At 73.3% G+C, this 25,309-nt stretch carries 20 protein-coding genes and 1 pseudogene; 8 read left to right on the top strand and 13 right to left on the bottom strand.

Annotated elements, in window-relative coordinates:
• The first annotated feature begins 169 nt into the window (after positions 1 to 169).
• Entirely contained in the window at positions 170 to 898 is a 729-nt protein-coding gene (locus D6270_RS08805; RefSeq protein ID WP_391039269.1) for a superoxide dismutase family protein, read from the top strand.
• 217 nt (positions 899 to 1,115) lie between these two features.
• Here the strand turns inward: D6270_RS08805 and D6270_RS08800 are convergent, their stop codons facing one another.
• The 3 genes from D6270_RS08800 to D6270_RS08790 form a co-directional block, all read right to left on the bottom strand.
• Complete coding sequence (locus tag D6270_RS08800) at positions 1,116 to 1,562, bottom strand: DoxX family protein (protein ID WP_109165923.1); 447 nt, start codon at positions 1,560 to 1,562, stop codon at positions 1,116 to 1,118.
• A gap of 113 nt (positions 1,563 to 1,675) precedes the next feature.
• A complete protein-coding gene (locus D6270_RS08795) occupies positions 1,676 to 3,355 on the bottom strand; it encodes an alkaline phosphatase D family protein (protein WP_109165924.1) in 1,680 nt (559 codons plus the stop codon).
• A gap of 105 nt (positions 3,356 to 3,460) precedes the next feature.
• Complete coding sequence (locus tag D6270_RS08790; RefSeq protein ID WP_109165925.1) at positions 3,461 to 4,105, bottom strand: HNH endonuclease family protein; 645 nt, start codon at positions 4,103 to 4,105, stop codon at positions 3,461 to 3,463.
• A gap of 263 nt (positions 4,106 to 4,368) precedes the next feature.
• On the opposite strand from D6270_RS08790, the pseudogene D6270_RS08785 reads away from it, so the two are divergent.
• Positions 4,369 to 5,092 (top strand): annotated as a pseudogene (locus D6270_RS08785) (ABC transporter permease).
• Between the two features lie 18 nt (positions 5,093 to 5,110).
• Here D6270_RS08785 and D6270_RS08780 read toward each other — a convergent pair.
• Positions 5,111 to 5,773, bottom strand: a complete 663-nt coding sequence (locus tag D6270_RS08780; protein ID WP_109165926.1) for an HAD-IA family hydrolase — start codon at positions 5,771 to 5,773, stop codon at positions 5,111 to 5,113.
• A 163-nt stretch (positions 5,774 to 5,936) separates the two neighbouring features.
• Positions 5,937 to 7,091, bottom strand: coding sequence for a peptidoglycan-binding domain-containing protein (locus D6270_RS08775; RefSeq protein ID WP_109165927.1), 1,155 nt, complete (start codon positions 7,089 to 7,091; stop codon positions 5,937 to 5,939).
• 145 nt (positions 7,092 to 7,236) lie between these two features.
• Here D6270_RS08775 and D6270_RS08770 point away from each other — a divergent pair, with 145 nt between their 5' ends.
• The gene (locus D6270_RS08770; RefSeq protein ID WP_225976797.1) at positions 7,237 to 9,369 is read left to right on the top strand and encodes an MDR family MFS transporter; all 2,133 of its coding nucleotides are present in this window, start codon (positions 7,237 to 7,239) and stop codon (positions 9,367 to 9,369) included.
• 54 nt (positions 9,370 to 9,423) lie between these two features.
• On the opposite strand, the gene D6270_RS08765 is transcribed toward D6270_RS08770, so the two are convergent.
• Complete coding sequence (locus tag D6270_RS08765; RefSeq protein WP_109167537.1) at positions 9,424 to 9,912, bottom strand: GNAT family N-acetyltransferase; 489 nt, start codon at positions 9,910 to 9,912, stop codon at positions 9,424 to 9,426.
• 61 nt (positions 9,913 to 9,973) lie between these two features.
• Here D6270_RS08765 and D6270_RS08760 point away from each other — a divergent pair, with 61 nt between their 5' ends.
• Both D6270_RS08760 and D6270_RS08755 read left to right on the top strand, forming a co-directional pair.
• Positions 9,974 to 11,095: a serpin family protein gene (locus D6270_RS08760; protein WP_109165928.1), complete on the top strand. Its 1,122-nt coding sequence runs from the start codon at positions 9,974 to 9,976 to the stop codon at positions 11,093 to 11,095.
• Positions 11,096 to 11,250: 155 nt separating this feature from the next.
• Positions 11,251 to 13,320 (top strand): bifunctional glycosyltransferase 87/phosphatase PAP2 family protein, encoded by a 2,070-nt coding sequence (locus D6270_RS08755; protein ID WP_109165929.1) that lies wholly within the window; start codon positions 11,251 to 11,253, stop codon positions 13,318 to 13,320.
• 121 nt (positions 13,321 to 13,441) lie between these two features.
• Here the strand turns inward: D6270_RS08755 and D6270_RS08750 are convergent, their stop codons facing one another.
• Entirely contained in the window at positions 13,442 to 14,695 is a 1,254-nt protein-coding gene (locus D6270_RS08750; RefSeq protein ID WP_109165930.1) for a cytochrome P450, read from the bottom strand.
• A 291-nt stretch (positions 14,696 to 14,986) separates the two neighbouring features.
• On the opposite strand from D6270_RS08750, the gene D6270_RS08745 reads away from it, so the two are divergent.
• Complete coding sequence (locus D6270_RS08745) at positions 14,987 to 16,165, top strand: steroid 3-ketoacyl-CoA thiolase (protein WP_109165931.1); 1,179 nt, start codon at positions 14,987 to 14,989, stop codon at positions 16,163 to 16,165.
• A 41-nt stretch (positions 16,166 to 16,206) separates the two neighbouring features.
• Here the strand turns inward: D6270_RS08745 and D6270_RS08740 are convergent, their stop codons facing one another.
• The 6 genes from D6270_RS08740 to D6270_RS08715 all read right to left on the bottom strand — a co-directional run bounded on the left by D6270_RS08740 (position 16,207) and on the right by D6270_RS08715 (position 23,399).
• The gene (locus tag D6270_RS08740) at positions 16,207 to 17,046 is read right to left on the bottom strand and encodes an ECF transporter S component (protein ID WP_109165932.1); all 840 of its coding nucleotides are present in this window, start codon (positions 17,044 to 17,046) and stop codon (positions 16,207 to 16,209) included.
• Positions 17,043 to 18,752, bottom strand: coding sequence for an ABC transporter ATP-binding protein (locus D6270_RS08735; RefSeq protein WP_109165933.1), 1,710 nt, complete (start codon positions 18,750 to 18,752; stop codon positions 17,043 to 17,045). Before D6270_RS08735 ends, D6270_RS08740 begins: the two co-directional genes overlap by 4 nt.
• Positions 18,749 to 19,918 (bottom strand): energy-coupling factor transporter transmembrane component T, encoded by a 1,170-nt coding sequence (locus tag D6270_RS08730; RefSeq protein ID WP_109165934.1) that lies wholly within the window; start codon positions 19,916 to 19,918, stop codon positions 18,749 to 18,751. Before D6270_RS08730 ends, D6270_RS08735 begins: the two co-directional genes overlap by 4 nt.
• Positions 19,915 to 20,616 carry an SCO2322 family protein gene (locus D6270_RS08725; RefSeq protein WP_204117141.1) on the bottom strand — a complete coding sequence of 234 codons (702 nt, stop codon included), beginning with the start codon at positions 20,614 to 20,616 and terminating at the stop codon, positions 19,915 to 19,917. Before D6270_RS08725 ends, D6270_RS08730 begins: the two co-directional genes overlap by 4 nt.
• Positions 20,613 to 21,881 carry an SCO2321 family membrane protein gene (locus tag D6270_RS08720; protein WP_109165935.1) on the bottom strand — a complete coding sequence of 423 codons (1,269 nt, stop codon included), beginning with the start codon at positions 21,879 to 21,881 and terminating at the stop codon, positions 20,613 to 20,615. The genes D6270_RS08725 and D6270_RS08720 overlap by 4 nt, the downstream gene beginning before the upstream one ends.
• Before the next feature lie 462 nt (positions 21,882 to 22,343).
• On the bottom strand, positions 22,344 to 23,399 hold the full coding sequence (locus tag D6270_RS08715) for a Strvi_7410 family MBL fold metallo-hydrolase (RefSeq protein WP_109165936.1): 1,056 nt from the start codon (positions 23,397 to 23,399) through the stop codon (positions 22,344 to 22,346).
• A gap of 198 nt (positions 23,400 to 23,597) precedes the next feature.
• Here D6270_RS08715 and D6270_RS08710 point away from each other — a divergent pair, with 198 nt between their 5' ends.
• On the top strand, positions 23,598 to 25,067 hold the full coding sequence (locus tag D6270_RS08710; RefSeq protein WP_109165937.1) for an aldehyde dehydrogenase: 1,470 nt from the start codon (positions 23,598 to 23,600) through the stop codon (positions 25,065 to 25,067).
• Complete coding sequence (locus D6270_RS08705) at positions 25,067 to 25,300, top strand: ferredoxin (protein ID WP_202418355.1); 234 nt, start codon at positions 25,067 to 25,069, stop codon at positions 25,298 to 25,300. The genes D6270_RS08710 and D6270_RS08705 overlap by 1 nt, the downstream gene beginning before the upstream one ends.
• Positions 25,301 to 25,309 lie beyond the last annotated feature (9 nt).

Raw genomic sequence — 25,309 nt, 5'->3', positions numbered from 1 at the left:
CGTCGCAGGGGAGCGGCATGGGCGGCAGGTTCAGCTGTACAGCGTACGCGTGAGGGCTCCGCACAGATCGCTCAGGGTCGGGTGATGTTGTGCGGATCGTGTACACCTCGCGGGCGGTACGGGCGTTAGGCAGGCCGCAACGACCGGCACGAGCGAGGAGCGGCAGCGCATGGCAGCAGCACAGGTGGGCCCGGACACGGAGACGGCAGCGGCGGCAGAGGTGGCCGGGGCGGACGGTGCGTCCCGGGCGCCCGGGACCGTACGGAGGAGGGTGCTGGTGGGGGCCGCGGCCCTGGTGATGCTCACCGGCGGTGTCTCGATCGCCCATGGGGCGGCGGGCTCGGACGGCGCGCCCGCTCCGGACGGCGGAGGCCACGCGGCCCACAGCACCGGCGCCGGAGCGGCGAGCGGTGCAGAAGAGGCGGGCCCGGTCGGCGGCGCCTCGCGGAGCGGCGGGCTCTGGATGCGGGCCGACGGGGTGTTCTCGCCGCCCGGCTCCTTCGTGCCGTCCGACGCGCTGACGTACGACACCGCCCTCGTGCCGGCGGCCGCGCGGATCGAGATCACGCACAACGCCGACCGGACCAGCCACCGCGTAGGCACCCGGCTGCGCGGCCTCGTCCCGAACCGTGCGTACGGGATGCATGTGCACACCTCGCCCTGTGCGGCCGACCCCGCGTCGGCGGGGCCGCACTACCAGCACCGGACCTCGGCCACCGCGGACCCGGACAACGAGGTGTGGCTGGACTTCCGCACCGACGGCAAGGGCAACGGCGAGGCGGAGGCCCGGCACGAGTGGGGGTTCCGGGACGGCGGTGCCCGCTCGGTGATCGTCCACGACGCCCAGGGCGGCGCGGGGAAGCGGGTGGCCTGCTTCACGGTGCCGTTCGCGCCCTAGCCGTAGGTCTGTACCGAGGTACTTCCTGGCCGTATGCCTGTACCGAGGTAGGCCGTGACTGTATGCCCGTACCGAGGTAGTCCGTGGCCGTGGTCCCGTACCGAGGTGCGTCCTGGCCGTACTTCCGTAACGAGGTAAGGGAGCACGGCGGTGCCCCGCCCCTTCGCGTCCGTCGCGCGGGGAGCGGGGCACCGTGTCGTCCGGGGTGTGCCGGGTGTCAGACCGAGACGGCGGTGGCCGGCTCGCGGCGGGACTGCTCGGCGGGGGTGCGCTCGGTGCGCGACCCGAAGAACCGGTCCAGGGCCACGGCGCCCGGGCCGGTGAAGACCAGCAGCAGGAACGCCCAGCAGAAGAGGGCCGACGCCTCGCCGCCGTTGCCGACCGGGGTGAGCGCCTCGGGCTGGTGGACCACGAAGTACGCGTAGGCCATCGACCCGGAGGCGAGGAGCGCGGCGATTCGGGTGCCGAGGCCGAGGGCGACCAGGGTGCCGCAGACCAGCTGGATCAGGGCGGCGTACCAGCCCGGCCAGGCTCCGGCCTCGGCCTCGCGGCCGCCGAACAGGCCGAAGATGGTGGAGGCGCCGTGGATGGCGAAGATCAGGCCGATGACGAAGCGGAAGAGGCCGAGCGCATAGGGCTGGGCCCCGTTCAGGCGACTGGACATGGGGGTGGGCTCCTTCGGTCTGGGTGGGGACGTGAACCGACTGAGCGCCTCAGGTTAGGGAAACCTCACCATTACTTGCAAGTTCAACATTTTGCCGCCTGGCTGAAAACCGATCACGGCTCCTGGGTGAGTGAACGCTCAAGAACGCTCACTAGCTGGTTGCTGCCGCCTGTCGACTTGGCCTGGACCAATGTCAGCGCAGAGTTCCGGCCACGCAGGGTCAGCGTCATGAGCTGGTTGCCGAACCAGGGGCCGCCCGCCCTGCTCCAGGTGACGGGCGAGGGTTCCGTACGCCCGTGGCGGGTCAGCAGCCGGCCGATGCGCCGGCCCGCCCGGCTCCAGCCGAAACGGAATCCCATCCGGATCGACCGGGGCACCGAGTTGTGCACAGGGGAACACGTCAGCTGGAGGATGCGGGCCGCCGGGGCGCCGTCGGGGGTGGCGTCGGGCCAGTGCGGCTCGGCGAGGTAGGCGTGGTGCACGTCCCCGGACAGCACATATACCGTCGCCGGGGCGTCCGGCCCGCTCCCGGCGCGGCGGAGCAGCTCCGTGAACCGGCCGAAGGATTCGGGGAACGCGGCCCAGTGCTCCAGATCGGCCGCCCGGCGCACCTTCTCGCCGAAGCGCGCCCAGCGCCCGCCGCGAACTCCCGCGCACAGACCCGCGTTCCAGGTCTCCACATCGTGGATGAGCGGCGGCAGCAGCCACGGCAACGAGCTGCCGATCAGAAGATGGTCGTACGCGGAGGGGTTCTCCAGCACCTTCTCCCGGAGCCAGCGGGCCTCGCCGTCGTCCAGCATCGCCCGCCGCCCCTCGGCCAGGACACGGGCCGCCCGGGTGTCCACCATGAGCAGTTGTACTCGGCCGAAAACGCGCTGATAGCTCCAGCGGGTCCGGGCCGGATCCGCATCGGCCTCCGCGGCGAACCGGCGCAGCGTCTCGGTGCCGTCGGGGGAGGCCCGCACGGCGGCGTACACGGAATCCTCCGCCAGCTCGGCGGGGGAGAGGTTGCCCAGGTGCTGGTAGACCCAGTACGACATCAGCCCGCTGACGATCCGCTCGTTCCACCAAGGAGTGGCGCGCATCTGCTCCTGCCAGGCGGCACTGGTGTTCCAGTCGTCGATGACGTCGTGGTCGTCGAAGATCGCACAGCTGGGCACGGTGGAGAGCAGCCAGCGCACCTCGGGGTCGCGCCACGATTCGTCGTACAGGCAGGTGTACTCCTCGTAGTCCGCGACCTCCGCGCCCGGCGGCTCCCGCAGATCGCGCCGCGTCGCCAGCCTCCGCCGCGTCGCCGCCGATGTCTCGTCCGCGTACACCTGGTCGCCGAGCAGGAGGAGGACATCGGGGCGTTCGGCGGCCGGGTCGGCGGCGAGACGGGCGGCCAGGGTGACCAGCGCGTCCGGGCCCGCCGGATCGTGCCCGTCGCCGGGGGCGGCGGCCCAGCGGCACGAGCCGAACGAGATCCGGACCCCGGGCCCCTCCGCCGCGGCTGCCCCCACCGGGGGCGTGGTGATGGTGCTCGGCGGCAGGCGGGAGTCCTCGGGCGGCCACACGCGCCGCTCCCCGATCACCACCTCGTACGCGGTCGTGGTGCCGGGCGTCAGCCCCTCCACGACCACCAGCGCGTAGTGGTGCCCGCCCACCGAGAAGGTCGGGGACGTCCCCGAGGCGCCGTCCGCGCACCGGACCTCCACGGTGCACGGACGGCTCGCCTCGACCCAGACGGTCGCCACGGCCCCCGACTCCCAGTCGACGTACCGCAGCAGTGGACCCAGACGCAGTCCGGCCATGTCGTGCCCTCCTCGCGCCTCGGTCACGGATGGGCTCCGAACGTACAGAACGACGGGCGTGGGTGCACGGGGTTCGGGTGCGGGTCCGGGGCCGATGGGCGATTCTCAGCAGCCGTTCAGGGCTGTCTGCAGGGCGCTCTTCTCGGCCGAGTCCACGCTCAGGCCGTAGTAGTGCTTCACGTGCACCCAGGCGCGGACATAGGTGCACTTGTACGCCGCGCGCGGGGGCAGCCACTTGGCCGGGTCCTTGTCGCCCTTGGACTGGTTGACGTTGTCGGTGACCGCGATGAGCTGAGGGCGGGTCAGGTCGTTGGCGAAGGACTGGCGCTGGGCGTTGGTCCAACTGCTCGCACCGGAGCGCCAGGCCTCGGCGAGCGGGACCATGTGGTCGATGTCGACGTCGGATGCGGCGCTCCAGGTGGCGCCGTCGTACTGCGAGTACCAACTGCCGCTGACCGCCGCACAGGCGGCGTCCTGCTGGACGTTGGTGCCGTCGCGCTTGAGGACCACCTCGCGGGTGTTGCAGGTGCCCGACTGGGTGATCCAGTGCGGGAACTTGTCGCGGCTGTAGCCGCTGGACGAGCCCTCGGCGGCGACGGTGAGCTGACCGAGGTAGGTGCGGGCCGTCGCCGCGCTGACCGGGGTGGGGAGGGCGGCCTGGGCGGTCGGGGCGGTGAGCAGGACCGAGGTGGCGGCGAGGGTGGCGGTCGCGGCGGCGACGGCCGAGCGACGCGCGTAGATACCGAACATGCGAACTCCCTTGGGGTGGGGGGTGCTTGGGCGGGCGGCATGTGGAGCCCGGCCAGCGTGTCGGCGCCAGGTTTCTGGGGGGTGGGCACCAGGTAACAGGGTGACGACATGTTCACGTCACATCAAGAGGTGTGACGGGGCGTGTGGGAGTGAACCGACCGCCCGCTGTGTGAAGGGAGTTGCGCGCACAGGGAGCGGGACGGGGGTTTGCGGTGTGGCGCAGTGCCGGCCGGAGGGGCGGCGGGCGGATCCGTCGTCGCCTCGTGCCGCTTCCGGTCGCGCCCGCCCTCGGGGCCGTCCTCGTCGTCCTGATGGCCCTCGCCGCCGCCGTGGCCGCCTGGGCCGCTCGCGCGAGATCCTGGTGGCCGGGGTGCGGGCCACGGCCCAACTCGCCGCCGTCTCCCTGCTCATCGGCCGGGTGGCCCAGCGGCTCGGGCCGCTGCTGGGGTTCCTGGTGCTGGTGTTCGCCGTGGCGGCGTGGACTGCGGGGTGCCGCGTCACCCCCGACCGCGCCTGGTGGTGGGCGGCGTTGCCGATCGCGGCGGGGGCCTTCCCGGTGATCGGGCTGCTGCCGGTGACGGGGCTCGTGCCGGTCCGGGGGCGGCACTCATCCCGGTGGCGGCCATCCTCATCGGCGGGGCGCTCACCGCGACCGTGCTCGGTGGGCGGCGCGCGCCGGACGGACTCACGACCCGTTACGGGGAGGTGGAGGCGTATGCGGCGCTCGGGCTGCTCGACCGGGACGCGCGGCCGGAGAGCGTGCGGCCCGCCGCGTCGGACGCGCTGCTGCCGGGGCTGGACCGGACGCGGACGGTGGGGCTCGTCACGTCGCCGGGGGCGTTCGTGGGGATGCTGCTGGACGGCGCCTCACCGGTGGAGGCGGGCGCCGTGCGGCTCTTCGTCCTGGTGGCGTTGGCGGCGGCGCGGGTGGTGGCCGTCGCGGTGGTGCTGGAGCTGGTCGCGCGGGGGTGGCCGCACCAGGGGTGAGCCGGGTGCCCGAGGGGCTCAGGCCGCGCTGATGTGCAGGCGGATCGTGCCGTCGCCGGCCGCCTCCACCCGCACCCGTGTCAGATCCTCGACATGCGCGTCCGGCGACAATGCCGCCGCGCGCGGGCCGACGCCCACCACGCGCATCCCGGCCGCCCGGCCCGCCGCGACACCCGCCTCGGAGTCCTCGAACACGATGCAGTCCGCCGCCCCGAAGCCCAGCTCCGCCGCGCCCTTGAGGAAGCCCTCGGGGTCCGGCTTGCTGGCGCCGACCTGTTCGGCGGTGACGCGGACGGCGGGCATCGGCAGCGCGGCCGCCCCCATCCGGGCCGTCGCCAGCGCGCTGTCGGCCGAGGTCACCAGGGCGTGCGGGAGGTCGGCGATCGCGGCCATGAAGGCGGCGGCGCCACCGATCGGAACCACGCCGTCGACGTCGGCGGTCTCCTCGGCGAGCATCACGCGGTTGTCCGCGTAGTTCTCCTCGACCGGGCGGTCCGGCAGCAGGACGGCCATCGTGGCGTACCCCTGGCGGCCGTGGACCACCTTGAGGGCGGCCTCGGGATCCAGTCCGTGCTTCAGGGCCCACCGGCGCCAGCAGCGCTCCACCACCGCGTCGGAGTTCACGAGGGTGCCGTCCATGTCCAGAAGGAGGGCGCTTGCGGTGAGGACGGTGGCCGACATCGGCTGGCTCCAGGGCGCGGGGGTGGTGGTGCGGTACAAGAGCAGCCCCGCCCGCCGGTCAGGGAGTGCGGGCGGGAGCTACTTTGTTCCACGAACATACAAAAACCTGGGGCGGAAAGCCAATCCCGCAGGTCCGCCCCCGCCCCGGGGCTCGTACGGCCGGTCAGCCGCGCCCCTGCCCGGTCGTCTCCGCCTCCAGCGCGCGCCGGGTGTTCGGCCCGTACACACCGGCCGGGTCGCCCTGGATCGCCTTGTACGACTGGTAGATCCGCACGGCGTTCTCCACGCGGTCGTTGAAGTTCCCGTCCGTGTCGCCGTGGTAGAGCCACACCTCCTTGAGCCGGTTCTGCAACACGGTCACCTGCGGGCCCTGGTCGCCGCGCCGCAGCGAGGAAGGGGCCAGCTCCGCCGGCGGCGCGGCGGACGGCAGCACCTCGCCGCCGGTCGCCGACGCGGACGGGGTGCCGGGGGCCGGCGTCGCCGGGGCGGAGGCGGCCGGGCTCGGCTCGGCGCTCTCCGAAGGGGAGGCGGAGGCGGACGGGGAGGCGGATGCGGAGGGGGTGGGCGAGGCCGACGCCTCACGGGACGGAGCGGCCGAGGGGGAGGGGGACGGGGCGACGGAGGCCGCCGCCGGTTCGTCCGCCGTGTCCGGGGCGCTCGTGGTCGCCTCCGGCAATGCCTCGTCCTGGCTCCCGTCCCGGTCGAAGAGCCCTCCGGCGAAGGCCGCCGTGCCGACCGCCGCCGCCACGGCCGCCCCCACGGCCAGGACCGCTAGGGGGCGCCTGCGGCGCGGCTGCACGGGGTCGGGGGCGCCGAGGCCCGTGCCGGGGGCCGTGGTGCGCCGCCTGCTCTCGTCGGCGGCCGGGGGAGCGCCGGGGGCGGACGGCGGGGCCGTACCCGCGCCCGTACGGAAGTCAGCTCCCGGGCCGACGCTCGTACGGGAATCAGCGCTCGCACGGGAGCCATCCCCCGTGCCCATGCCCGGACGGGAATCCGCGCCCGGCCCCACCCCGCCGTCCAGAGGCAGCGGCATCGTGGTGGCCGCGTCGTCCACGGATTCCTGCACGGGCCCACCGGCACCGGCACCGGCATCCCCGCCCCCAGGCGCGGCGCCGTCCCCCAGCGTCACGTACGGCCTGATCCGCAGCGGGTCGAAGTCCTCCGCCGCCGCCATCTCCGCCGAGCGGGCGGCGCGCAGCTCGTCCCCCGTGAGCGGCGTCGCGCCCGTGTCCGTACCGCACCGGCAGGGCACCCGGTGCTCCGTGCCGGGCTCGCCTGCCGTCCGTCTGCCGCACTCCGGGCATGCGTGTCCGGTCATCGTGGGTCCCCTCCCCTTGAACTGCCTGCGATTATGCAGCCCGCTCCGGCGAAGCCCAATGCCCCACCGGTGCCCGACAGGCCATAACAGGGCGGAACGGCCAGGATGGGGGTGTAGTGGATCAGCGCGGATCGAGGAGACGCCCATGGCCCAGCAGTTGAGCCCGCCCATGGTCCCCGGCGAGGGGCAGTCCCGCCGGACCGTCCTGGTGGCGATCGGCGCACTGCTCCTCGGCATGCTGCTCGCGGCACTCGATCAGACCATCGTCTCCACGGCGCTGCCCACGATCGTCAGCGAGCTCGGCGGCCTGGACCACCTCTCCTGGGTGGTCACCGCCTATCTGCTGGCGGCGACGGCGGCGACACCGCTCTGGGGAAAGCTCGGCGACCAGTACGGCCGCAAGAAGCTCTTCCAGACCGCGATCGTCATCTTCCTGATCGGCTCCGCCCTCTGCGGCATGGCCCAGAACATGCCCCAGCTCATCGGCTTCCGCGCTCTCCAGGGGCTCGGCGGCGGCGGGCTCATGGTGCTCTCGATGGCGATCGTCGGAGACCTCGTCACCCCCCGCGAACGCGGCAAGTACCAGGGTCTCTTCGGTGCCGTCTTCGGCGCGACGAGCGTGCTCGGACCGCTGCTCGGCGGGTTCTTCACCCAGCACCTCAGCTGGCGCTGGGTCTTCTACGTCAACCTGCCGATCGGCGTGGTCGCGCTGCTCGTCATCGCGGCCGTGCTGCACATCCCGGTCCGCCGTGAGAAGCACACCATCGACTACCTCGGCACCTTCCTCATCGCCTCCGTCGCCACCTGCCTGATCCTCGTGGCGTCCCTCGGCGGCACCACCTGGGCCTGGGCATCGGCCCAGATCATCGTGCTGGCCGTGCTCGCCGTGGTGCTGCTGATCGCGTTCGTCGCCGTGGAGCGTCGGGCGGCGGAACCGGTGCTGCCGCTGAAGCTCTTCCGGATCAGGACCTTCAGCCTCGTCGCCGTCATCAGCTTCGTCATCGGTTTCGCGATGTTCGGCGCGATGACCTACCTGCCCACCTTCCTCCAGGTGGTCCACGGGATCACGCCGACCATGTCCGGTGTGCACATGCTGCCGATGGTCCTCGGCCTGCTGCTCACCTCGACGGCCTCCGGCCAGATCGTCAGCCGCACCGGCCGCTGGAAGGTCTTCCCGCTCGCGGGCACCGCCCTCACCGCCGCCGGCCTGCTGCTCCTGCACCGCCTCACCCCGGACAGCTCGACCTGGGACATGAGCCTCTGCTTCTTCGTCTTCGGCGCCGGGCTGGGCCTGGTCATGCAGGTGCTCGTCCTCGTCGTGCAGAACGCCGTCTCCTACCAGGACCTCGGCGTCGCCACCTCCGGCGCGACGTTCTTCCGCTCCATCGGGGCCTCGTTCGGCGTGGCCATCTTCGGCACCCTCTTCACCAACCGGCTCACCGGCCAGCTCGACCGCGCCCTCGCGGGCCGGTCCGTGCCGCCGGGCGCCGACGCCGAACGGCTGGCGGCCGACCCCCGGGCCATCCAGACGCTCCCGGCCGACCTGCGCCCCACGATCCTGGAGGCGTACTCCACGTCCATCACGGACGTCTTCCTGTACGCGGCACCCGTCGTCCTCATCGCCTTCGTGCTGGCCTGGTTCCTCCGGGAGGACAAGCTCCGCGGCTCGGTGACCGCCCCCGACACCAGCCAGACGCTCGCCTCGAACCCGGTGGAGCGCTCCTCGTACGACGAGTGCGCCCGCGCGCTCTCGGTGCTCGCCACCCGGGAGGGCCGCCGCGAGATCTACGAGAAGATCACCGCGCGCGCCGGGTACGACCTGCTGCCCGCCGCCAGTTGGCTGCTGCTGCGGATCAAGCGGCACGGCACGGTGGAGCCCGCCCGGCTCGCCGAGGTGGCCCCCGTACCGCTCCGGGTGATCACCGAGGCGGCCCGGCAGGTGGAGGGGCGCGGGCTGGTCCGCCGAGAGGGGGTCCAGATGATCCTCACCGAAGCGGGGGCCGAGGCCGTCGTCCGGCTCTCCCAGGCCCGGGAGGAGTCCCTCGCCGAGCTGCTGGGGGACTGGTGGGGGCCCGAGCGCCCCACCGACCTGGTCAAGCTGGTCGCCGAGCTGACCGCGGAGGTCAGCGGGTCCAGCAGGGAACGCCCGCACCTGCCGGCGCAGCCCCGCGACCACGCGGCGGACCGGCACCACGACATCGACCACCCGGACCACCTAGGGCACAGGGACCACCCGGACGGCCGTGACCACCCGGACGGCCCGGACCCCCGGCCCTGACCGACCTGGGCCGCCCTTCGGCGGGCCGCGCACGGGCAGGCCGCGCCCCGGGAGTCACAGCTCCTTCGCGAACCAGACCTCCGCATACGGGTTGCGCCGGTGGAAGGCCGGAACCTCCGCGTAACCGTGCTTCGCGTACAGGCCGCGCGCCTCGACCAGGTCGAGACGGGTGTCCAGCCGGAGCAGCCGCACCCCGAGCGCCCGCGCCTCCTCCTCGATCGCGGCCAGCAGCACCCCGCCGCCGCCCGTGGACCGGACCGCCGGGCGGACGTACACCCGCGTCAGCTCCGCCGAACCCGGTGCGGCCTCCTCCGTCAGCACCAGCCCGGCGCAGCTCGCGGCCTTGCCCTCGTGGCGGCCGACGACGAACTGACCGGTCGGCGGCGCCAGCAGATCCGCGCCGTCGTCGGCGAGCCCCTCGGCTATCTCCGCTTCGGTGGCGGGCCGCTGCCAGTAGCGGCTCGCCACCTCGTCGTAGTAGTCGCGGCGCAGCGCGGTGGCGTCGGGGGAGTCGAATCGCTCGGCGGTCACGGTCCAGGTCATGTGCGGCATTCTTGCTCTCCCACGGCCGAAGGACGACGTGATTTATCCCCAGGGGGCAGCGATGAACGGACCCGTCACCGACACCACGACCAGGGCCCGGGCCGTCCAGCACCTGGCCGACCGCTGGATACGCGACGCCCTGGCCACCGGAGAGCGTGCGGACGGCGGCAGCTTCGTCTGCTCGCCCGCCGGGCTGTGGCTGGCGCTCGCCGCCGTGGCCGCTGGGGCGCGCGGCGGGACCGCCCGGGAGCTGCGGGCGCTGCTCGGTACGGCGGACCGGGAGGCGGCGCCCGTCGTGACGGCGGCGGCCCGCGAGCTGGCGCTGACCGGTGCGCTGGGGGTGGCGACCCGGGTGTGGAGCCGGGTGCCGGTGGAGCGCGCGTACCGGGATGCGCTGCCGGACGTCCGCTTCGACGCGATGGACGCGGCGGCCGTCGACGCCTGGGTGTGTGAGGCCACCGGCGGGCTGATCGAACGGCTGCCCCTGGAGATCACGGACGAGACCCTGCTCGCCCTCGTCAACGTCCTGGCGCTGAAGGCCCGCTGGGAGAGGCCGTTCGATGCCCGGCGGACCCGCGACCTGCCGTTCACCGACGCGTCCGGGACGACCCGCCCGGTGGCGACCATGGCCCGGGACGTACCGCTCGCCGATGTCCGGGCGGTGGACGGTGCGTACGTCGTCGAGTTGCGCTGCGCCGGAGGGGCGGGCGGCGGGGCCCGGGTCAGGTTCGTGCTGGGGGAGCCGGGCGCGGGCGCCCGCGATGTGCTGCCCGCCGGATGGGCGGACCGGGCGGCCGGTGCCCGGCCCGAGGCGGACCGGGTGAGTATCGCGCTGCCGCGCCTCACCCTGCGTACGCGCATCGCCGTCACCGGACAGCTGCCCGCCCTCGGCATCCGGCTGGCCACCTCCGACGCGGCCGACTTCTCCGGACTCTCGCCCGAGCCGCTCGCCCTCTCCGCCGTGGTCCAGGAGGCCGTGCTGAAGGTCGCCGAGGAGGGGGTGGAGGCCGTGGCGGTGACGGTGGTCGCGGCGCGGGCCGCGGGGGCGATCGCGCCGCCGCGGCGGCTCCTGCACCTCGCCTTCGACCGTCCGTTCGGCATCGTCGTGCTGCCGGCCGACGGCGAGGTACCGCTCTTCACCGCCTGGCAGGCGGACATCCCCTCCGACCTGCCGGAACGCTGACAGATCCCCCCGCACCGACCCCGGACCGGCCCCGGTCCCGCGTTCTTCCGGACGAAAGCATGATGACAGTCAGGCAAAGAGGGGGTTGATTGTGTCTACCTCGTAGGGCAATGCGAGGCTTCATCCGGCACTGCCCCGAGTCGAAGGGGCGGGGCATGGAACGGTGGGAGGGTCGGCGCAGCGTGGCAAATGCGGATCACAGTGTGCGCGGTGACGCGGTGGCGGACGCCGGGACGAGGACCGGGCTGACCCGTGCCCTGCTCTGGCTGATCGTGGCCGTGCTGGCGGTACGGCAGATGGCGGTGGTGCTGCGGCAGCCGCCCGGGGAACGGCTCACCGATCTGGAGACCTGGACCGGGGAGAACGGCGTCCTCCATGTGACGGGCTCGCTCTACGAGGGCGGCCGCTTCACCGGGACGCCCTTCGCCGGTCTGGTCCTCAAGCCGCTCACCGCCTCGGCCGAAGCGGCCCTCGGCATCGCGTGGACCTTCGGCTCCCTGCTCCTCGTGGTCGCCCTCGGAGTCGTCGCCGCCCGCGCCCTGCCCGCACCGGTCAGCCGCCGTACGGCGCTGCTCGCCGCGCCCGTCGCGATCACCCTGCTCATGCTGTCGCTGCCGGTCCGCAACACCCTCCACCTCGGCCAGACCAGCATCCTGCCGGTGCTCCTGGTGCTGCTGGCCTGCTTCGCCGCCCGGGACCACCGGCTGCAAGGCGTGCTCGTCGGCCTCGCGGCCGCCCTGCAACCGGCGCTGCTGCTCTTCGCCGCGCTGCTCTGGCTGACCGGGAAGCGGCGGGCCTCGGCGGTCTCCCTGGCCACCTTCGCCTTCTGCACGGCCGCCGCCTGGGCCGCGGTGCCGAAGGACTCGTGGGCGTACTGGGTGCACCATGCCGCGGGCGCCGGGCTCGGTGAGCGGCCGGACAGCCTAGCCAACCAGTCCCTGCACGGCGCGCTGCTCCGGCTCGGCTTCGAGGGACCGGGTGAGATCGCCCTGTTCCTCGTCCTCGCCGCCGCGGTCACCGTCATCGGCGTACGCCGCGCGGTCCGCTACGCCCAGGACGGGCAGCTGCTCCTCGCCGTCGCCGTGACCGGATGCGTCGTCGTGGCCGTCTCACCGACCGCCTGGCAGCACCAGCTCCTGTGGGTGCTGCTGGCCGTCGTCGGCAAGGTCGGCAGGCGCGCCTCCGACCGGCTGGTCTGGCCCGCCGTCGTGGCGCTCGTCATCATGCTCCCCGCCAAGATGCTGCTCCCGAACGTCGGCCTGGTCATCCCCGTACGGGACAACGTGCTGCTCCTCGTGGCGCTCGGAGCGGCCTGCTTCGCCCCGTTCCTGCTGCGCACATCGCCGTACTGGCAGCGGCCGGTCCCCACCGACCACGCGAAGCCGGTCGCCGCGCGCTTCAGACGCGTCCCGCTCCTGCCGTTCTGGCGCCGGGTGCTCCACCGCCCCAACCTCCTGCTGGAACTCCTGCTCATCCGCGTCGTCTACTCCGCGTACGCACAGGTCCGCCTCGCCGCCACCGCCGGCCGCCCCCTCGCCGAGGAGCACGGCCGGCAGATCCACGCCATCGAGCAGTGGCTGCACATCGACATCGAGCTGTGGGTCAACCACACGGTCGTGCAGATCACCTGGCTGCGGGAGTTCTTCGACTACTACTACCTGACCTTCCACTTCGTCGTCCCGCTGACGATCCTCGGGGTGCTGTACGCGCGCCGCCCCGCCGACTACCGCTGGGTCCGCTCCTCCATCGGCTTCGCCACCCTGCTGGCCCTCGTGGGCTTCTGGCTCTACCCGCTGGCCCCGCCCCGGCTCATGCCCGGGCTCGGCTTCATCGACACCGTCCACGGGGTGCAGGACTTCGCGAAGCCCGACTACGGGACGCTGACGACGGTCACCAACCAGTACGCGGCGATGCCGTCACTGCACTTCGGCTGGTCCCTGTGGTGCGGCGTGGTCATCGTGATGCTGGCCCCGAAGCTGTGGATGAAGGCGCTCGGCCTGCTCCACCCGCTCCTCACCATCGCGGCGATCGTGGCGACGGCCAACCACTGGGTGCTGGACGCGGTCGGCGGGGCACTGGTGGTCTCGCTGGGCTTCGGGCTGACGTATCTGCTGTCAGGCCCGCGGAAGTTGGTGGCCGGGGAGAAGGAGACGGCCGCGGAACCCGTGAAGGCGACGGCGGAACCCGCGCCCGAACCCGTACGCGCCGAGGCGGTCGGCAAGTAGCGAACAGCCCGAAGGGGCGCCGGGACGGTCTATGCCGCCGTCCCGGCACCCCTTCGGCATGGATCGCCGCGTCCTCACGTGGTCCGCCCGCCGCGCCACCCCCGCCACTCGTAGGGCGGCCTCACGAGGGGAGCGCACTCACCTGAAGCTGCTTGATCCCGTTCAGCCAGGCCGAGCGCAGCCGCCGCGGGTCCTCCAGCAGCCGCAGGTCGGGCAGCACGTCCGCGATGGCGTTGAAGATCAGGTCGATCTCCATCACGGCCAGCGACTTGCCGAGGCAGAAGTGCGGGCCGCCGCCCCCGAAGCCGAGGTGCGGGTTGGGGTCGCGGGTGATGTCGAAGGCCTCCGGGGCGTCGAAGACCTCGGGGTCGTTGTTGGCCGAGGAGTAGAACAGCCCGACCCGCTCGCCCTTCCGGATCCGCTGACCGCCCAGCTCCACGTCCTGGGTGGCGGTCCGCTGGAAGGAGACGACGGGGGTCGCCCAGCGCACGATCTCCTCGGCGGTCGTCCTCGGCCGCTCCCGCTTGTAGAGCTCCCACTGCTCGGGGTGGGTGAGGAAGGCGTGCATGCCGTGGCTGATCGCGTTACGGGTGGTCTCGTTGCCGGCCACCGCGAGCAGGATCACGAAGAACCCGAACTCGTCGGAGGACAGGTTCCCTTCGCCCTCCGCCGCGACCAGCTGGCTGACGATGTCCTGGGCCGGGCACTCCTTGCGCGCCGCCGCCAGGTTCATCGAGTACGCCACGATCTCCATCGCCGCCTCGGCGCCGACCTCCTCGGTGATCGCGTACTCGGGATCGTCGTACGCGGCCATCTTGTTGGACCAGTCGAAGATCCTGGACCGGTCCTCCTGCGGTACGCCGATGAGTTCGGCGATCGCCTGGAGCGGCAGCTCCACCGCGATGTTCGTGACGAAGTCGAACGAGCCGTCGGCCCCGGCGGCCGTCGCGTGGGCGGTCTCGACGATGGACCGGGCCCGCGCCCGCAGCGCCTGTTCCAGGGAGCGCACCGCGCGCGGGGTGAAGCCGCGCTGGACGATCTGGCGGACCCGGGTGTGTTCGGGCGGGTCCATGTTGAGCATGATGAGTTTCTGGACCTCGATCTGGTCGCGGCTGATCGTCTCGTTGAAGCGGATGACCGCGGTGTTGGTGTTCGAGGAGAACAACTCGGGGTGCGTGGAAACGTACTTGACGTCCGCGTGCCGGGTGACGACCCAGTACCCCTCGTCGCCGAAGCCGGAGATGTTGGCGGGCTGGGTGCACCACCACACCGGCGCGGTCTGCCGCATCAGCGCGAACTCCGGGTGCGGGACCCGGGCTTGGAGAAGGTCGGGGTCGGTGAAGTCGAACCCGTCGGGCAGATGGGGGCAGCGCATGGGCACCTCTCCACTCCGAGCCTGTGTCTGACGCTCCATCAGAATCTGTCCGCAAGGTAGTAACGAGTTCTACAAGTCGCAAGGGTCCTGGCCGGATCTGTTCCCCGCGGGGGGTGCGTGCAGTCGGCACCCCTGAAGCGGGGGCGCGCGCAGGGGGTGTACGCGGTCGGTGCACGCCCCTTGCGCAGCCGGGCCGCCGTCACGAGACTGCTTGCATAACTAGAACGCGTACTAGTTCCTTCCGTGGGCGCCGGGACGCCCCCGACGGAAGTGCGAGGAGAGGACGAGCTCATGGCCGCGGAACCCGTCATCGTCGAAGCCGTACGCACTCCGATCGGCAAGCGCGGAGGCGCGCTCGCCAATCTGCACCCCGCCTACCTGCTGGGCGAGACCTACCGTGAACTTCTCGGCCGCACCGGCATCCAGGCCGACTGCGTCGAACAGATCGTCGGCGGCACCGTCACCCACGCCGGGGAGCAGTCCATGAACCCGGCCCGCAACGCCTGGCTGGCCGTCGGCCTGCCGTACGAGACCGCCGCCACCACCGTGGACTGCCAGTGCGGCTCCTCGCAGCAGGCCTCGCACATGGTCGCCAACATGGTCGCCGCCGGGGTCATCGACGTCGGCATCAGCTGCGGCGTCGAGGCCATGTCGCGGGTCCCGCTGGGCAGCGGCTCCAAACACGGGCCGGGCAAGCCCTGGCCCGACGAGTGGAACGTCGACCTGCCCAACCAGTTCGAGGCCGCCGAGCGCATCGCGCGCAAACGCGGCCTCACCCGCGAGCGGGTCGACGCCCTCGGCCTCCTCTCGCAGCAGCGGGCGGCCGCCGCCTGGGCCGAGGAGCGCTTCAAGCGCGAGACGTACGCCGTCCAGGTCCCCACCACCGAGGAGGAGCAGGCGGCCGGCCAGGGCATGTGGCGGCTCGTCGACCGGGACGAAGGGCTGCGGGACACCTCCCTGGAGGCGCTCGCGGGCCTGAAGGCGGTCATGCCGAGCGCCGTCCACACCGCCGGCAACTCCTCCCAGATATCCGACGGGGCCGCCGCCATCCTCTGGTCCTCGAAGCGGATGGCCCGCGCCCTGAAGCTCAAGCCCCGGGCCCGGATCGTCGCCCAGGCCCTCGTCGGCTCCGACCCGCACTTCCACCTGGACGGCCCGATCGACGCCACCCGGGCGGTGCTCGGCAAGGCGGGCATGTCGCTGAAGGACATCGACGTCGTCGAGATCAACGAGGCGTTCGCGTCGGTGGTGCTGAGCTGGGCCCAGGAGTTCGAGGCGGACCTCGACGGCCTGGAGAAGGTCAACGTCAACGGCGGCGCGATCGCGCTCGGCCACCCGGTCGGGGCGACGGGCGCCCGCCTGATCACGACGGCCCTGCACGAACTGGAACGCCGCGACAAGGAGTTCGCGCTCATCACGATGTGCGCGGGCGGGGCGCTGGCCACGGGGACGATCATCCAGCGGTTGTAGCCCCTCCCGGGGTTCTCGGGAGCCCAGGGGCCGTCCTCCCCTCAAGGCTCCTGCGACCGGTCGTCCTCGAACCCCACGCGCGCGTCGAACGCCGCCCGCCGGGTCGCCCGCCGCAACGCCTTCAGCAGCGTCGGGCCGATCGTCAGCGTCAGGACGACCGTGAGCACCGCCCGGCCCAGGTCCCACCCCAGCGAGGTCGCCGCGCAGTAGGCGAGGAAGCGCACCAGGTTCTCGTGGAGCGGGTCGCCCGCGACGAACGAGATGCCCGAGCCGAGCCCCGGGATGATCGTCCACCCGTACAGATTCATGATCGTGCCGTACGCGAACGCCGCCACGGACCCGTAGACCGCGAGCATCGCCAGCTCGGCCCGGCCACGCAGCCGGTCCGCGCCCGGCAGCAGCCCCGCGCCCATCGTGAACCAGCCCATCGACAGCATCTGGAACGGCATCCACGGCCCCACCCCGCCGGTGAGCAGAGCGGACGCGAACATCGTCACCGAGCCGAGCACGAAGCCGAAGCCGGGCCCCAGCACCCGTCCGCTCAGCACCATCAGGAAGAACATCGGCTCCAGCCCCGCCGTCCCCGCCCCCAGCGGGCGCAGCGCGGCCCCGACCGCCGCCAGCACACCGAGCATCGCGACGGCCTTGGCGTCCATCCCGGACTCCGAGATCGTCGCCACCACCACCGCGACCAGCAACGGCAGCAGCGCGGCGAACAGCCACGGCGCGTCCTGGGCATGCGCGAGCCCGGACCCGGCACCGGCCAGCAGCGGCCACCCGAAGGCGACCACCCCGACCCCGCTCACCAGCACCAGCGCGGCCACCGACTTCGGCCCGAGCCGCACGGGCCGGGGAGCCCGCGCCCTCTCCGTGACGCTCACGCGCCCGCCTCCAGCGCGCCGCGCACCTGGGAGACCGTCAGCCACTCCTGCGGGGCCAGGATCTTCGCCGTCTGCGGGGCGAAGGCGGGGGAGGAGACGACCACCCGCCCGGTCGGGCCGTCCGCGACGACCTCCCCGTCGGCGAGGATCACCACCCGGTGGGCCAGCTCCGCCGCCAGCTCCACATCGTGCGTGGCCAGGACGATCGCGTGGCCCCCGGCCGCCAGCGACCGCAGTACGCCGACGAGCCGCCCCTTCGCCGCGTAGTCCAGGCCCCGGGTGGGCTCGTCCAGCAGCAACAGCGGCGGGCGGGCGGTCAGCACCAGCGCGAGGGCCAGGGCGAGCCGCTGCCCCTCGGAGAGGTCGCGCGGATGCGTACCGTCCTCGACGCCCGGCAGCAGCTCGGAGACCAGCGCCCGGCAGGTGCCCGCGTCCGCGCCCGCGTCCCGGTCGGCGGCGGCGCACTCGGCGGCCACGGTGTCCGCGTACAGCAGGTCGCGCGGCTCCTGCGGGACGAGGCCGACGCGGCGGATCATGGCGCGCGGATCGGTACGGGCGGGGGCCAGGCCACCGACGCGCACGGAACCCGAGGTGGGCTCCACCATGCCGACGAGGGAGCCCAGCAGCGTGGACTTCCCGGCCCCGTTACGGCCCATCAGCGCCACGGTCTCGCCGGGCGCCACAGTGAGCGTGACGCGCCGCAGCGCCTCGATCCGCCCACGCCGCACGCCGAGGGACTCGACCCGGGTGACGGGGTCGGCGGGGCCGGGCGCTTCCACGGCCTTCGTACGGCCCAGGAGCCGGGCGATCCGCCCGGGGCGGAGGCCGGGGGATACGGGCGGGGGCACGACGGACACGTTCGCGTTCAGGGGAGGCCCCGGCGGCGAGGCCGACGCCAGCCGGGCCCGCAGGTCACCGGCCCCCCGCCGGGCATCGCGTACGGAGAGCGGCAGCGGGTCCCACCCCGCCAGCAGCCCCAGCTCGGCCACCGGCGGCCGGACCGGCGAGAGGGCCATCATGTCGGCGGGCGCGCCCATCACCGGGGCGGCGCCCGGCGCGGGCAGCAGGACGACCTGGTCCGCGTACTGCACCACCCGCTCCAGCCGGTGCTCGGCCATCAGCACGGTCGTCCCCAGGTCGTGCACCAGCCGTTGCAGCACCGCCAGGACCTCCTCGGCCGCCGCCGGGTCCAGCGCGGACGTCGGCTCGTCGAGGACCAGCACCTTGGGGTGCGGGGTCAGCACCGAACCGATCGCCACCCGCTGCTGCTGGCCGCCCGAGAGCGTCGCGATCGGCCGGTCGCGCAGCTCGGCCAGGCCCAGCAGATCGAGCGTCTCCTCCACGCGCCGCCGCATCACATCCGGCGCCAGGCCCAACGACTCCATGCCGTAGGCGAGTTCGTCCTCGACCGTGTCCGTGACGAAATGGGCCGCCGGGTCCTGCCCCACCGTGCCCACCAGATCGGCCAGTTCACGCGGCTTGTGGGTGCGGGTGTCCCGCCCGCCCACCGTGACCCGGCCGCCCAGCACCCCGCCCGTGAAGTGCGGCACGAGCCCCGAGACCGTACCGAGAAACGTCGACTTGCCGACCCCCGACGGCCCGACGAGCAGCACCAACTCCCCTTCCGGGACCGCGAGATCGACACCGGAGAGGGTGGGCCGGTCCGTCCCGTCGTACCGCACGGAGACCTGCTCGAACCTGATCACGCCTGCTCCTTGCCGCGAGGGTCGTGTTCTTCGGGGCCGCGTGGGGACGGCGGTACGGGGGCGGCCAGCGCGGGCACCAGCCCGATCAGCACAGCCCCCGCCGGCCACAGCGGCAGCACGGGCGCGGTCAGCGGGACGACGCCGGGGTGCAGCGCCTCCGGATCGACCGAGCCCGCCCAGATCATCGCGGCCGCCACCACCGCTCCCGACCCCGCCACCAGCCAGGCCCGCACCCCCCACCGGTCCGGCCGGTAGCGGGTCCGCACCGAGCGCCGCCCGCCCAGCCGCAGCCCCGCCATCGCCGCGACGAGCCCCGCCAGCAGAACGGGCAGCCCGTACACGGCCCCCTGCGCGGCGAGCAGCCCGTACGTCCCGGCGCACACCCCGAGCAGCCCGCCGAGGGTGAGCACGTCCGTGGTGTGGCGGACGGCGGGCGGGACCTGGGCGGTACGCCCGTACCCCCGCGCGTCCATCGACGCGGCCACCGCCACCGACCGCTCCAACGCCCCTTCCAGCACCGGCAGTCCGATCTGCGCGACCGCCTTGACGCCACCGGTCGGCCGCCCCCGCAGCCGCCGCGCGGTCCGCAGCCGGACCACATCGGCGACCATGTTCGGGGCGAACGTCATCGCGACGACGACGGCGACCCCGACCTCGTACAGCGCACCGGGCAGGGACTTCAGCAGCCGGGCCGGGTTGGCGAGCGAGTTGGCCGCGCCGACGCAGATCAGCAGGGTGGCCAGCTTCATCCCGTCGTAGAGCGAGAAGACCAGCTGCTCCGCCGTGACCCGGCCACCGATCCGCACCCCCTGCGCCCAGTCGGGCATCGGCGCCTCGGGCAGCGTCAGCACGGTGTGCGAGCCCGGGATCTGCGAGCCGAGGAAGACGGAGAAGACCAGGCGCAGGGCCACGACGAAGAGGCCGAGCTTGATGAACGCCCCGTACGAGCGGGCCCAGGGTGCGTCCGTGCGCCGGGCCGCCACCACATATCCGGCCACGCCGACCAGCAGGCCGAGCAGCAGGGGGTTGGTGGTCCGGGAGGCGGCGGTGGCCAGCCCCAGAGCCCACAGCCACCACGCTCCGGCGGGCAGCGCGTTGGAGCGGCCCGCCTCGGGCGCGTGCAGGGCACGGCGGAGCAGCCGGGCCGTCCCCGGGGAGCGGGTCATCGGCGCCGGCGGGCCTGGAACACGGCGGCGACGCCGAGGAGCAGGACGGCGCCGATCCCGAGGAGGAGACCGGCGGAGGGGCCGCCGCCGCTGCCGCTCCCGTCGTCCGTTGCCGGGGCGGAGGAGGGGGAGGGGGCGTCGGTGGGCTTCCCGCTGCCGTCACCGTCCCCGGAGACCTGCTCGCCGCAGCCCGTCTTCGGGTAGCCCGAGATCGCGCAGATCATCGCGCTGCTGTCGTACCGCAGCGGCTTCGCCACCGAGGCGAGCGCCTCCGCGCTGCTGGCGTCCGGGGCGACCTGGGCGCAGGCGGTGCGCGGCGCGGGCGGCCTCTCCCCGTCCGGGGCGTCCTCCGCCGTACCGGGGTCGATCACCAGGGCGACCCGCTTGGCGCCGTCCTTCGCCGGGGTGGAGGCGCAGATCGCTCCGAAGTCGGGGGCGTGGCGCGGCCGGTGGGCATCGGCGGAGTCCTCGCTGACGGCGAACCGGAAGCCCTGGACCGTACCGTCGTCGGGGCGCACGAGGGACGGGCCCTGGGTGGCGTACGCCCAGCTCTTGCCGTCGCTCTCCCAGAAGGACCAGTAGCGATACCCGGCGGCCTGCGCCCCACCGGCCCCGAGCAGGGTGCCCGAGGCGGCGAGGAGGACGGCGAGGAGCGCGGCGACCGGACTCCGGAGCAGCGCCGACGAGGTGCGTGTCACGGCTGCTGCTTCTTCCGGCGCATGCTGAGCAGGAGGCCGATGCCCGCGCCGAAGAGCAGACCGAGGCCGATCAGCCACCCCACGCCGAGCCCGCCGTCGTCGCTCTCGGTGCCGCTGGAGGGCTGCGGACCGGTCGGCGTCGGGGAGGGGGCGGCGGTCGCGGCGGGGGCGGGGCCGGTCGTGTTGAGCTGCTTGACCAGGTCGACCCCGCCGAAGCTGCGGGCGTCGGTGCCGGTGGCGTGCGCGGCGAAGATCAGCTGCGCGGTGGCGGCGGGACCGCCCTGCTGCGCCCAGCCCTTGGAGTTCTTCTCCAGCCACGCCACCGAGGCGGCGGCCTTGTCCTTGTGGCCGGAGGCGGCGAGGGAGACGACCGCGTCCGCCGTGTTGCCGAAGTCGGGCTGCGGCTCGCTCGCCTCGGCGCCCGGCATCGGCGGCTGCTCCAGGTAGGGGGAGGCGGCCAGGGTCGCGGCGAGGTAGTGGGCGCCGTTCTGCGCGCTCTGCTCGGCGGTAAGGCCGTCGCCCTTGGTGCAGGCCGGGTCCTTCACCGCGTTGGCGTTGCCGATGGCCATGCCCTTGCCGAGCAGCCCGAGCACGGCGGCGGCCGAGGCGTCGTCGTTGGCGACGAGCTCGCCCTTCTTACCGGGCTGGTAGGCGAAGGCGCCGCCGTCCTTCTTCCCGCACGGGATGGCGAGGGCCTGGAGCGCGGTGTACGGGGTCTTGCCGTCGGCGGTGGTGAGCTCGCTGACCGGGACACCCGTACGGGCGAGGGCGCCGATCACGACGGCGGTGGAGTTGGCGTCGCTGGGGCTGCCCGGGTTGTACCCCCAGCCGCCGTCGTCGTTCTGGACGGACTTCAGCCAGTCGGCGCCGTTGTCGGCGGCGTCACGGTGCTGGCCCAGCTCCACGATGGCCTGGACGGCGGCGGCCGTGGCGTTGGTGTCCATCACGGTCGAGGCGTCGCACGCCACGGAGGCGTCGGGCCGGAAGGAGGTGAACGCGCCGCTGTCGCACTGCTGCTCCACCAGCCAGTCCACGGACTGCTTCGCCGGCGTGACGTACTCGATCTTCTGCGCGAGGAAGGCCAGCGACTGCCGCCACACCCCGTCGTACGTGGGGTCCGTCGTCCCGTAGAGCCCGAGCGGCAGCTTGGCCGACGGGGACGGGCTCGGTGCGGCGACCGCGAGGGGTGCGACCGCGACGGGTGCGGCCGCGCCCAGAAGAACGGCGGTGGTCGCGAGCGCGGCTGCGCTGCGGCGTACGGTCATGGCGGGCTGTGCCTCTCCTGCGGGGGCCGGCGCTCCCGGGCGCACGAGGGCACCGGGCTCCGGCCCCGTAAACCTCGACGGTGCCGGTCACCGGGGTTCCGGTGACCCTGGCCACCGGGTTCCCGATGGCCCTGGGGCCCGTGGTCACACTGCCCCTGGCCGCTCACGCTCCGCGGACAGGGCGCTCCGGCTGCCGTCGGGCGGACGGTTCGGACGGTTCACGGCCGGGGCCGGCGCCGGTTCGCACCGACTTTCCCCTGTGCGGGCATGATGACGACCTGCCCACTCTACCGGGCCGTAGCGCTCCGCCCCGGGGCGGCAGACCGCGGGAGTCGTCCGGAGGGAGCAGCGCGCGGGCTCCTCCCCGTGGACGCACGCGGCGTGGGTGACCGGGTGGGGGTCACGCCGAGATGTGTGTGAGCGGGCGTGGGCGACACCGCCATGTACGTGACCGGGTACGCGTCACACCGCCCTGTACGTGACCGGCTCGCTGCCGGGCACAGCCTCCGCGCGCCCGAGCTTCACGAGCCGCCGCAGATGGGACTCGGCCTCCGACACCGCGATGGACCGCGAACCGTGCGGGATCTGCTCCCAGGGCCGGTTCCACTCCATCCGCTCGGCCAGCTGCCACGGGGTCAGCGGGGTGGCGAGCAGGGCGAGCAGCCCGGTGAGCCGCTCCTCGTGGTGGTCCAGCAGCTCCCGCACGCGTCCGCCCGCATCGGTGAACGCGTGCTGGTGGGCGGGCAGCACCTCGGCCACCCCGAGCCGCCCGATCCGCTCCAGGGAGGCGAGGTAGTCGCCGAGCGGATCGGTGACGGCGGTGTCGTCCGGGTCCTCGTACAGCCCGATGTGCGGGCTGATCCCGGGCAGCAGATGGTCCCCGGAGAACAGCCGCCCGTGCCCCGGCAGGTCCGCCGGATGCCGCTCCTCCAGATGGAGGCAGACATGGCCCGGGGTGTGGCCGGGGGTCCAGACGGCCCGCAGCCGCCGCCCGGCGAGGGGGAGCAGCTCTCCGGGCACGATCTCCCGGTCCGGGAGGGCGGCGCGCAGCCCGGGCAGGGTCCGCAGCCGCCCGCCGGTCCGGGCGGCGATCAGCGGGGCGAGGTGGTCGTCGGGGGCGCCGACGGCGGCGAGCTTGCGGGTGAGGTAGCCGAGCCAGGTGCCGGGCTCGGCCTCCCGGGTACGCCGGACGATCGCGGTGTCCGCCTCGTGCATCGCGATCCAGGCCCCGGACGCCTCGCGGACCTGGCCGGAGAGGCCGTGGTGGTCGGGGTGGTGGTGGGTGATGACGACGCCGTGGATGTCGGTGACGGAGGTGGAGAGGGCGGTGAGCCCGGCGACGAGCGTGTCCCAGGAGGCCGGGTCGTCCCAGCCGGTGTCGATGAGGACGGGTCCCCGGTCGGTGTCGACGAGGTGGACCAGGGTGTGGCCGAGAGGGTTGTCCGGGATGGGGACCTTGATGCTGTGGACGCCCCCGCCGTGGTCGGCCACGTGGGCCACCTGCGTCACCTGAGTCATGGGCTCCCCATCTCTGCTCGGCGGCGGCGCGAACTGCCCCCACTCTAACGAGAACTCGTTCCATTGGTAGCCCGGGCCGACCATATCGCCGCCTCTCGGGTACGGTCCACGCCGTGGACTCCTGGAACGGGAACTGGTATCAGTTCTGACGAGCAGTCAGTTGCGGTGCACGGGTTCGCTTCGCGGGAGGCAACGGCCATGACGGAACGTACGGAGCTGGTGGAGCACGGACAGCTGTTCATCGGCGGCGAGTTCACCGATCCGCTCTCCACCGAGGTCATCGAGGTGATCTCCCCGCACACCGAACAGGTCATCGGCCGTGTGCCGCACGCCTCCGAGGCCGACGTGGACCAGGCGGTCGCCGCCGCCCGCCACGCCTTCGACGAGGGCCCGTGGCCCCGGATGACGCTGGACGAGCGGATCGCGGTGATCACCCGGATCAAGGACGCCTTCGCCGTGTGGCACGAGGAGTTCGCGCGCCTGATCAGCGTCCAGAACGGCACCCCGTACAGCGCGAGCGTGATGGTGCAGGCGCTGGCCGCGATGATGGTCTGGGACTCGGCGATCACGGTGGCGCGCACGTTCCCCTACGAGGAGCGCCGCGACGGAGTCCTGGGCCCGCTGCTGGTGCGCCGCGAACCGGTCGGAGTGGTGGCCGCCATCGTCCCGTGGAACGTCCCGCAGTTCACGGCGGCGGCGAAGCTGGCCCCCGCGCTGCTGGCGGGATGCACGGCCGTCCTGAAGGTGTCGCCCGAAACTCCTCTGGACGCCTATCTGCTGGCGGAGATCGTGGCGGAGGCGGGGCTGCCGGAGGGCGTCCTCTCCATCCTCCCGGCCGACCGCGAGGTGAGCGAGTACCTGGTGGGCCACCGGGACGTGGACAAGGTCTCCTTCACCGGCTCGGTCGCCGCCGGGCGGCGCGTGATGGAGGTGGCCTCGCGCAACCTGACCCGCGTCACCCTGGAGCTGGGCGGCAAGTCGGCGGCGGTGATCCTCCCCGACGCGGACCTGGAGGCGGCGGTCGCGGGCATCGTCCCCTTCGCCTGGATGATCAACGGTCAGGCGTGCGTGGCCCAGACGCGCATCCTGGTCCCGCGCTCCCGCTACGACGAGATGGCGGAGGCGTTCGCGGCGGCGGCGGGCGCACTCCGCGTGGGCGACCCCCTGGACCCGGCCACCGAACTGGGCCCCCTGGTGGCGCGACGCCAGCAACAGCGCTCCCTGGACTACATCAGGCTGGGCCAGGAGGAAGGCGCCAAGATCCTCACGGGCGGCAACGTACCGGCCTCCCAGGAGCGCGGCTGGTACGTCGAGCCCACCCTCTTCGGCTCGGTGGACAACTCCATGCGCATCGCCCGCGAGGAGATCTTCGGCCCGGTGATCTGCCTGATCCCGTACGCCGACGAGGCCGAGGCCGTCCGCATCGCCGACGACTCCCCGTACGGCCTCAGCGGCAGCGTCTGGACCGCGGACACCGAACGCGGCATCGACGTGGCCCGCCGCGTCCGCACCGGCACGTACAGCGTGAACACCTTCAGCCTCGACATGCTCGGCCCCTTCGGCGGCTACAAGAACTCCGGCCTGGGCCGCGAGTTCGGCCCCGAGGGGTACGGCGAGTTCTTCGAGCACAAGATGATCCACCTCCCCGCCGGCTACCGGGAGGCATGATGGGCGACCGCTGGCACGTGGAGGTCGACCGCTCCGTCTGCATCGGCTCCGGCATGTGCGTCAACCACGCCCCGGACGCCTTCCAGCTGGACACCGCCCGCCAGTCCCACCCCCGCGAAGAGGACCGCGACGCCGGCGAACAGGTCCTCGCGGCGGCGGAGGGCTGCCCGGTGGAGGCGATCACGCTGACACTGGTGGGGTCGGGTGAGGTGGTCTTCCCGCCGGAGGAGTGACGGGCGCCC

Source organism: Streptomyces griseus subsp. griseus (genome assembly GCF_003610995.1).
Taxonomy (GTDB): Bacteria; Actinomycetota; Actinomycetes; order Streptomycetales; family Streptomycetaceae; genus Streptomyces.
Note: the sequence above shows the minus strand (reverse complement) of the source record. Positions and strands in the feature narration are given on the sequence as shown.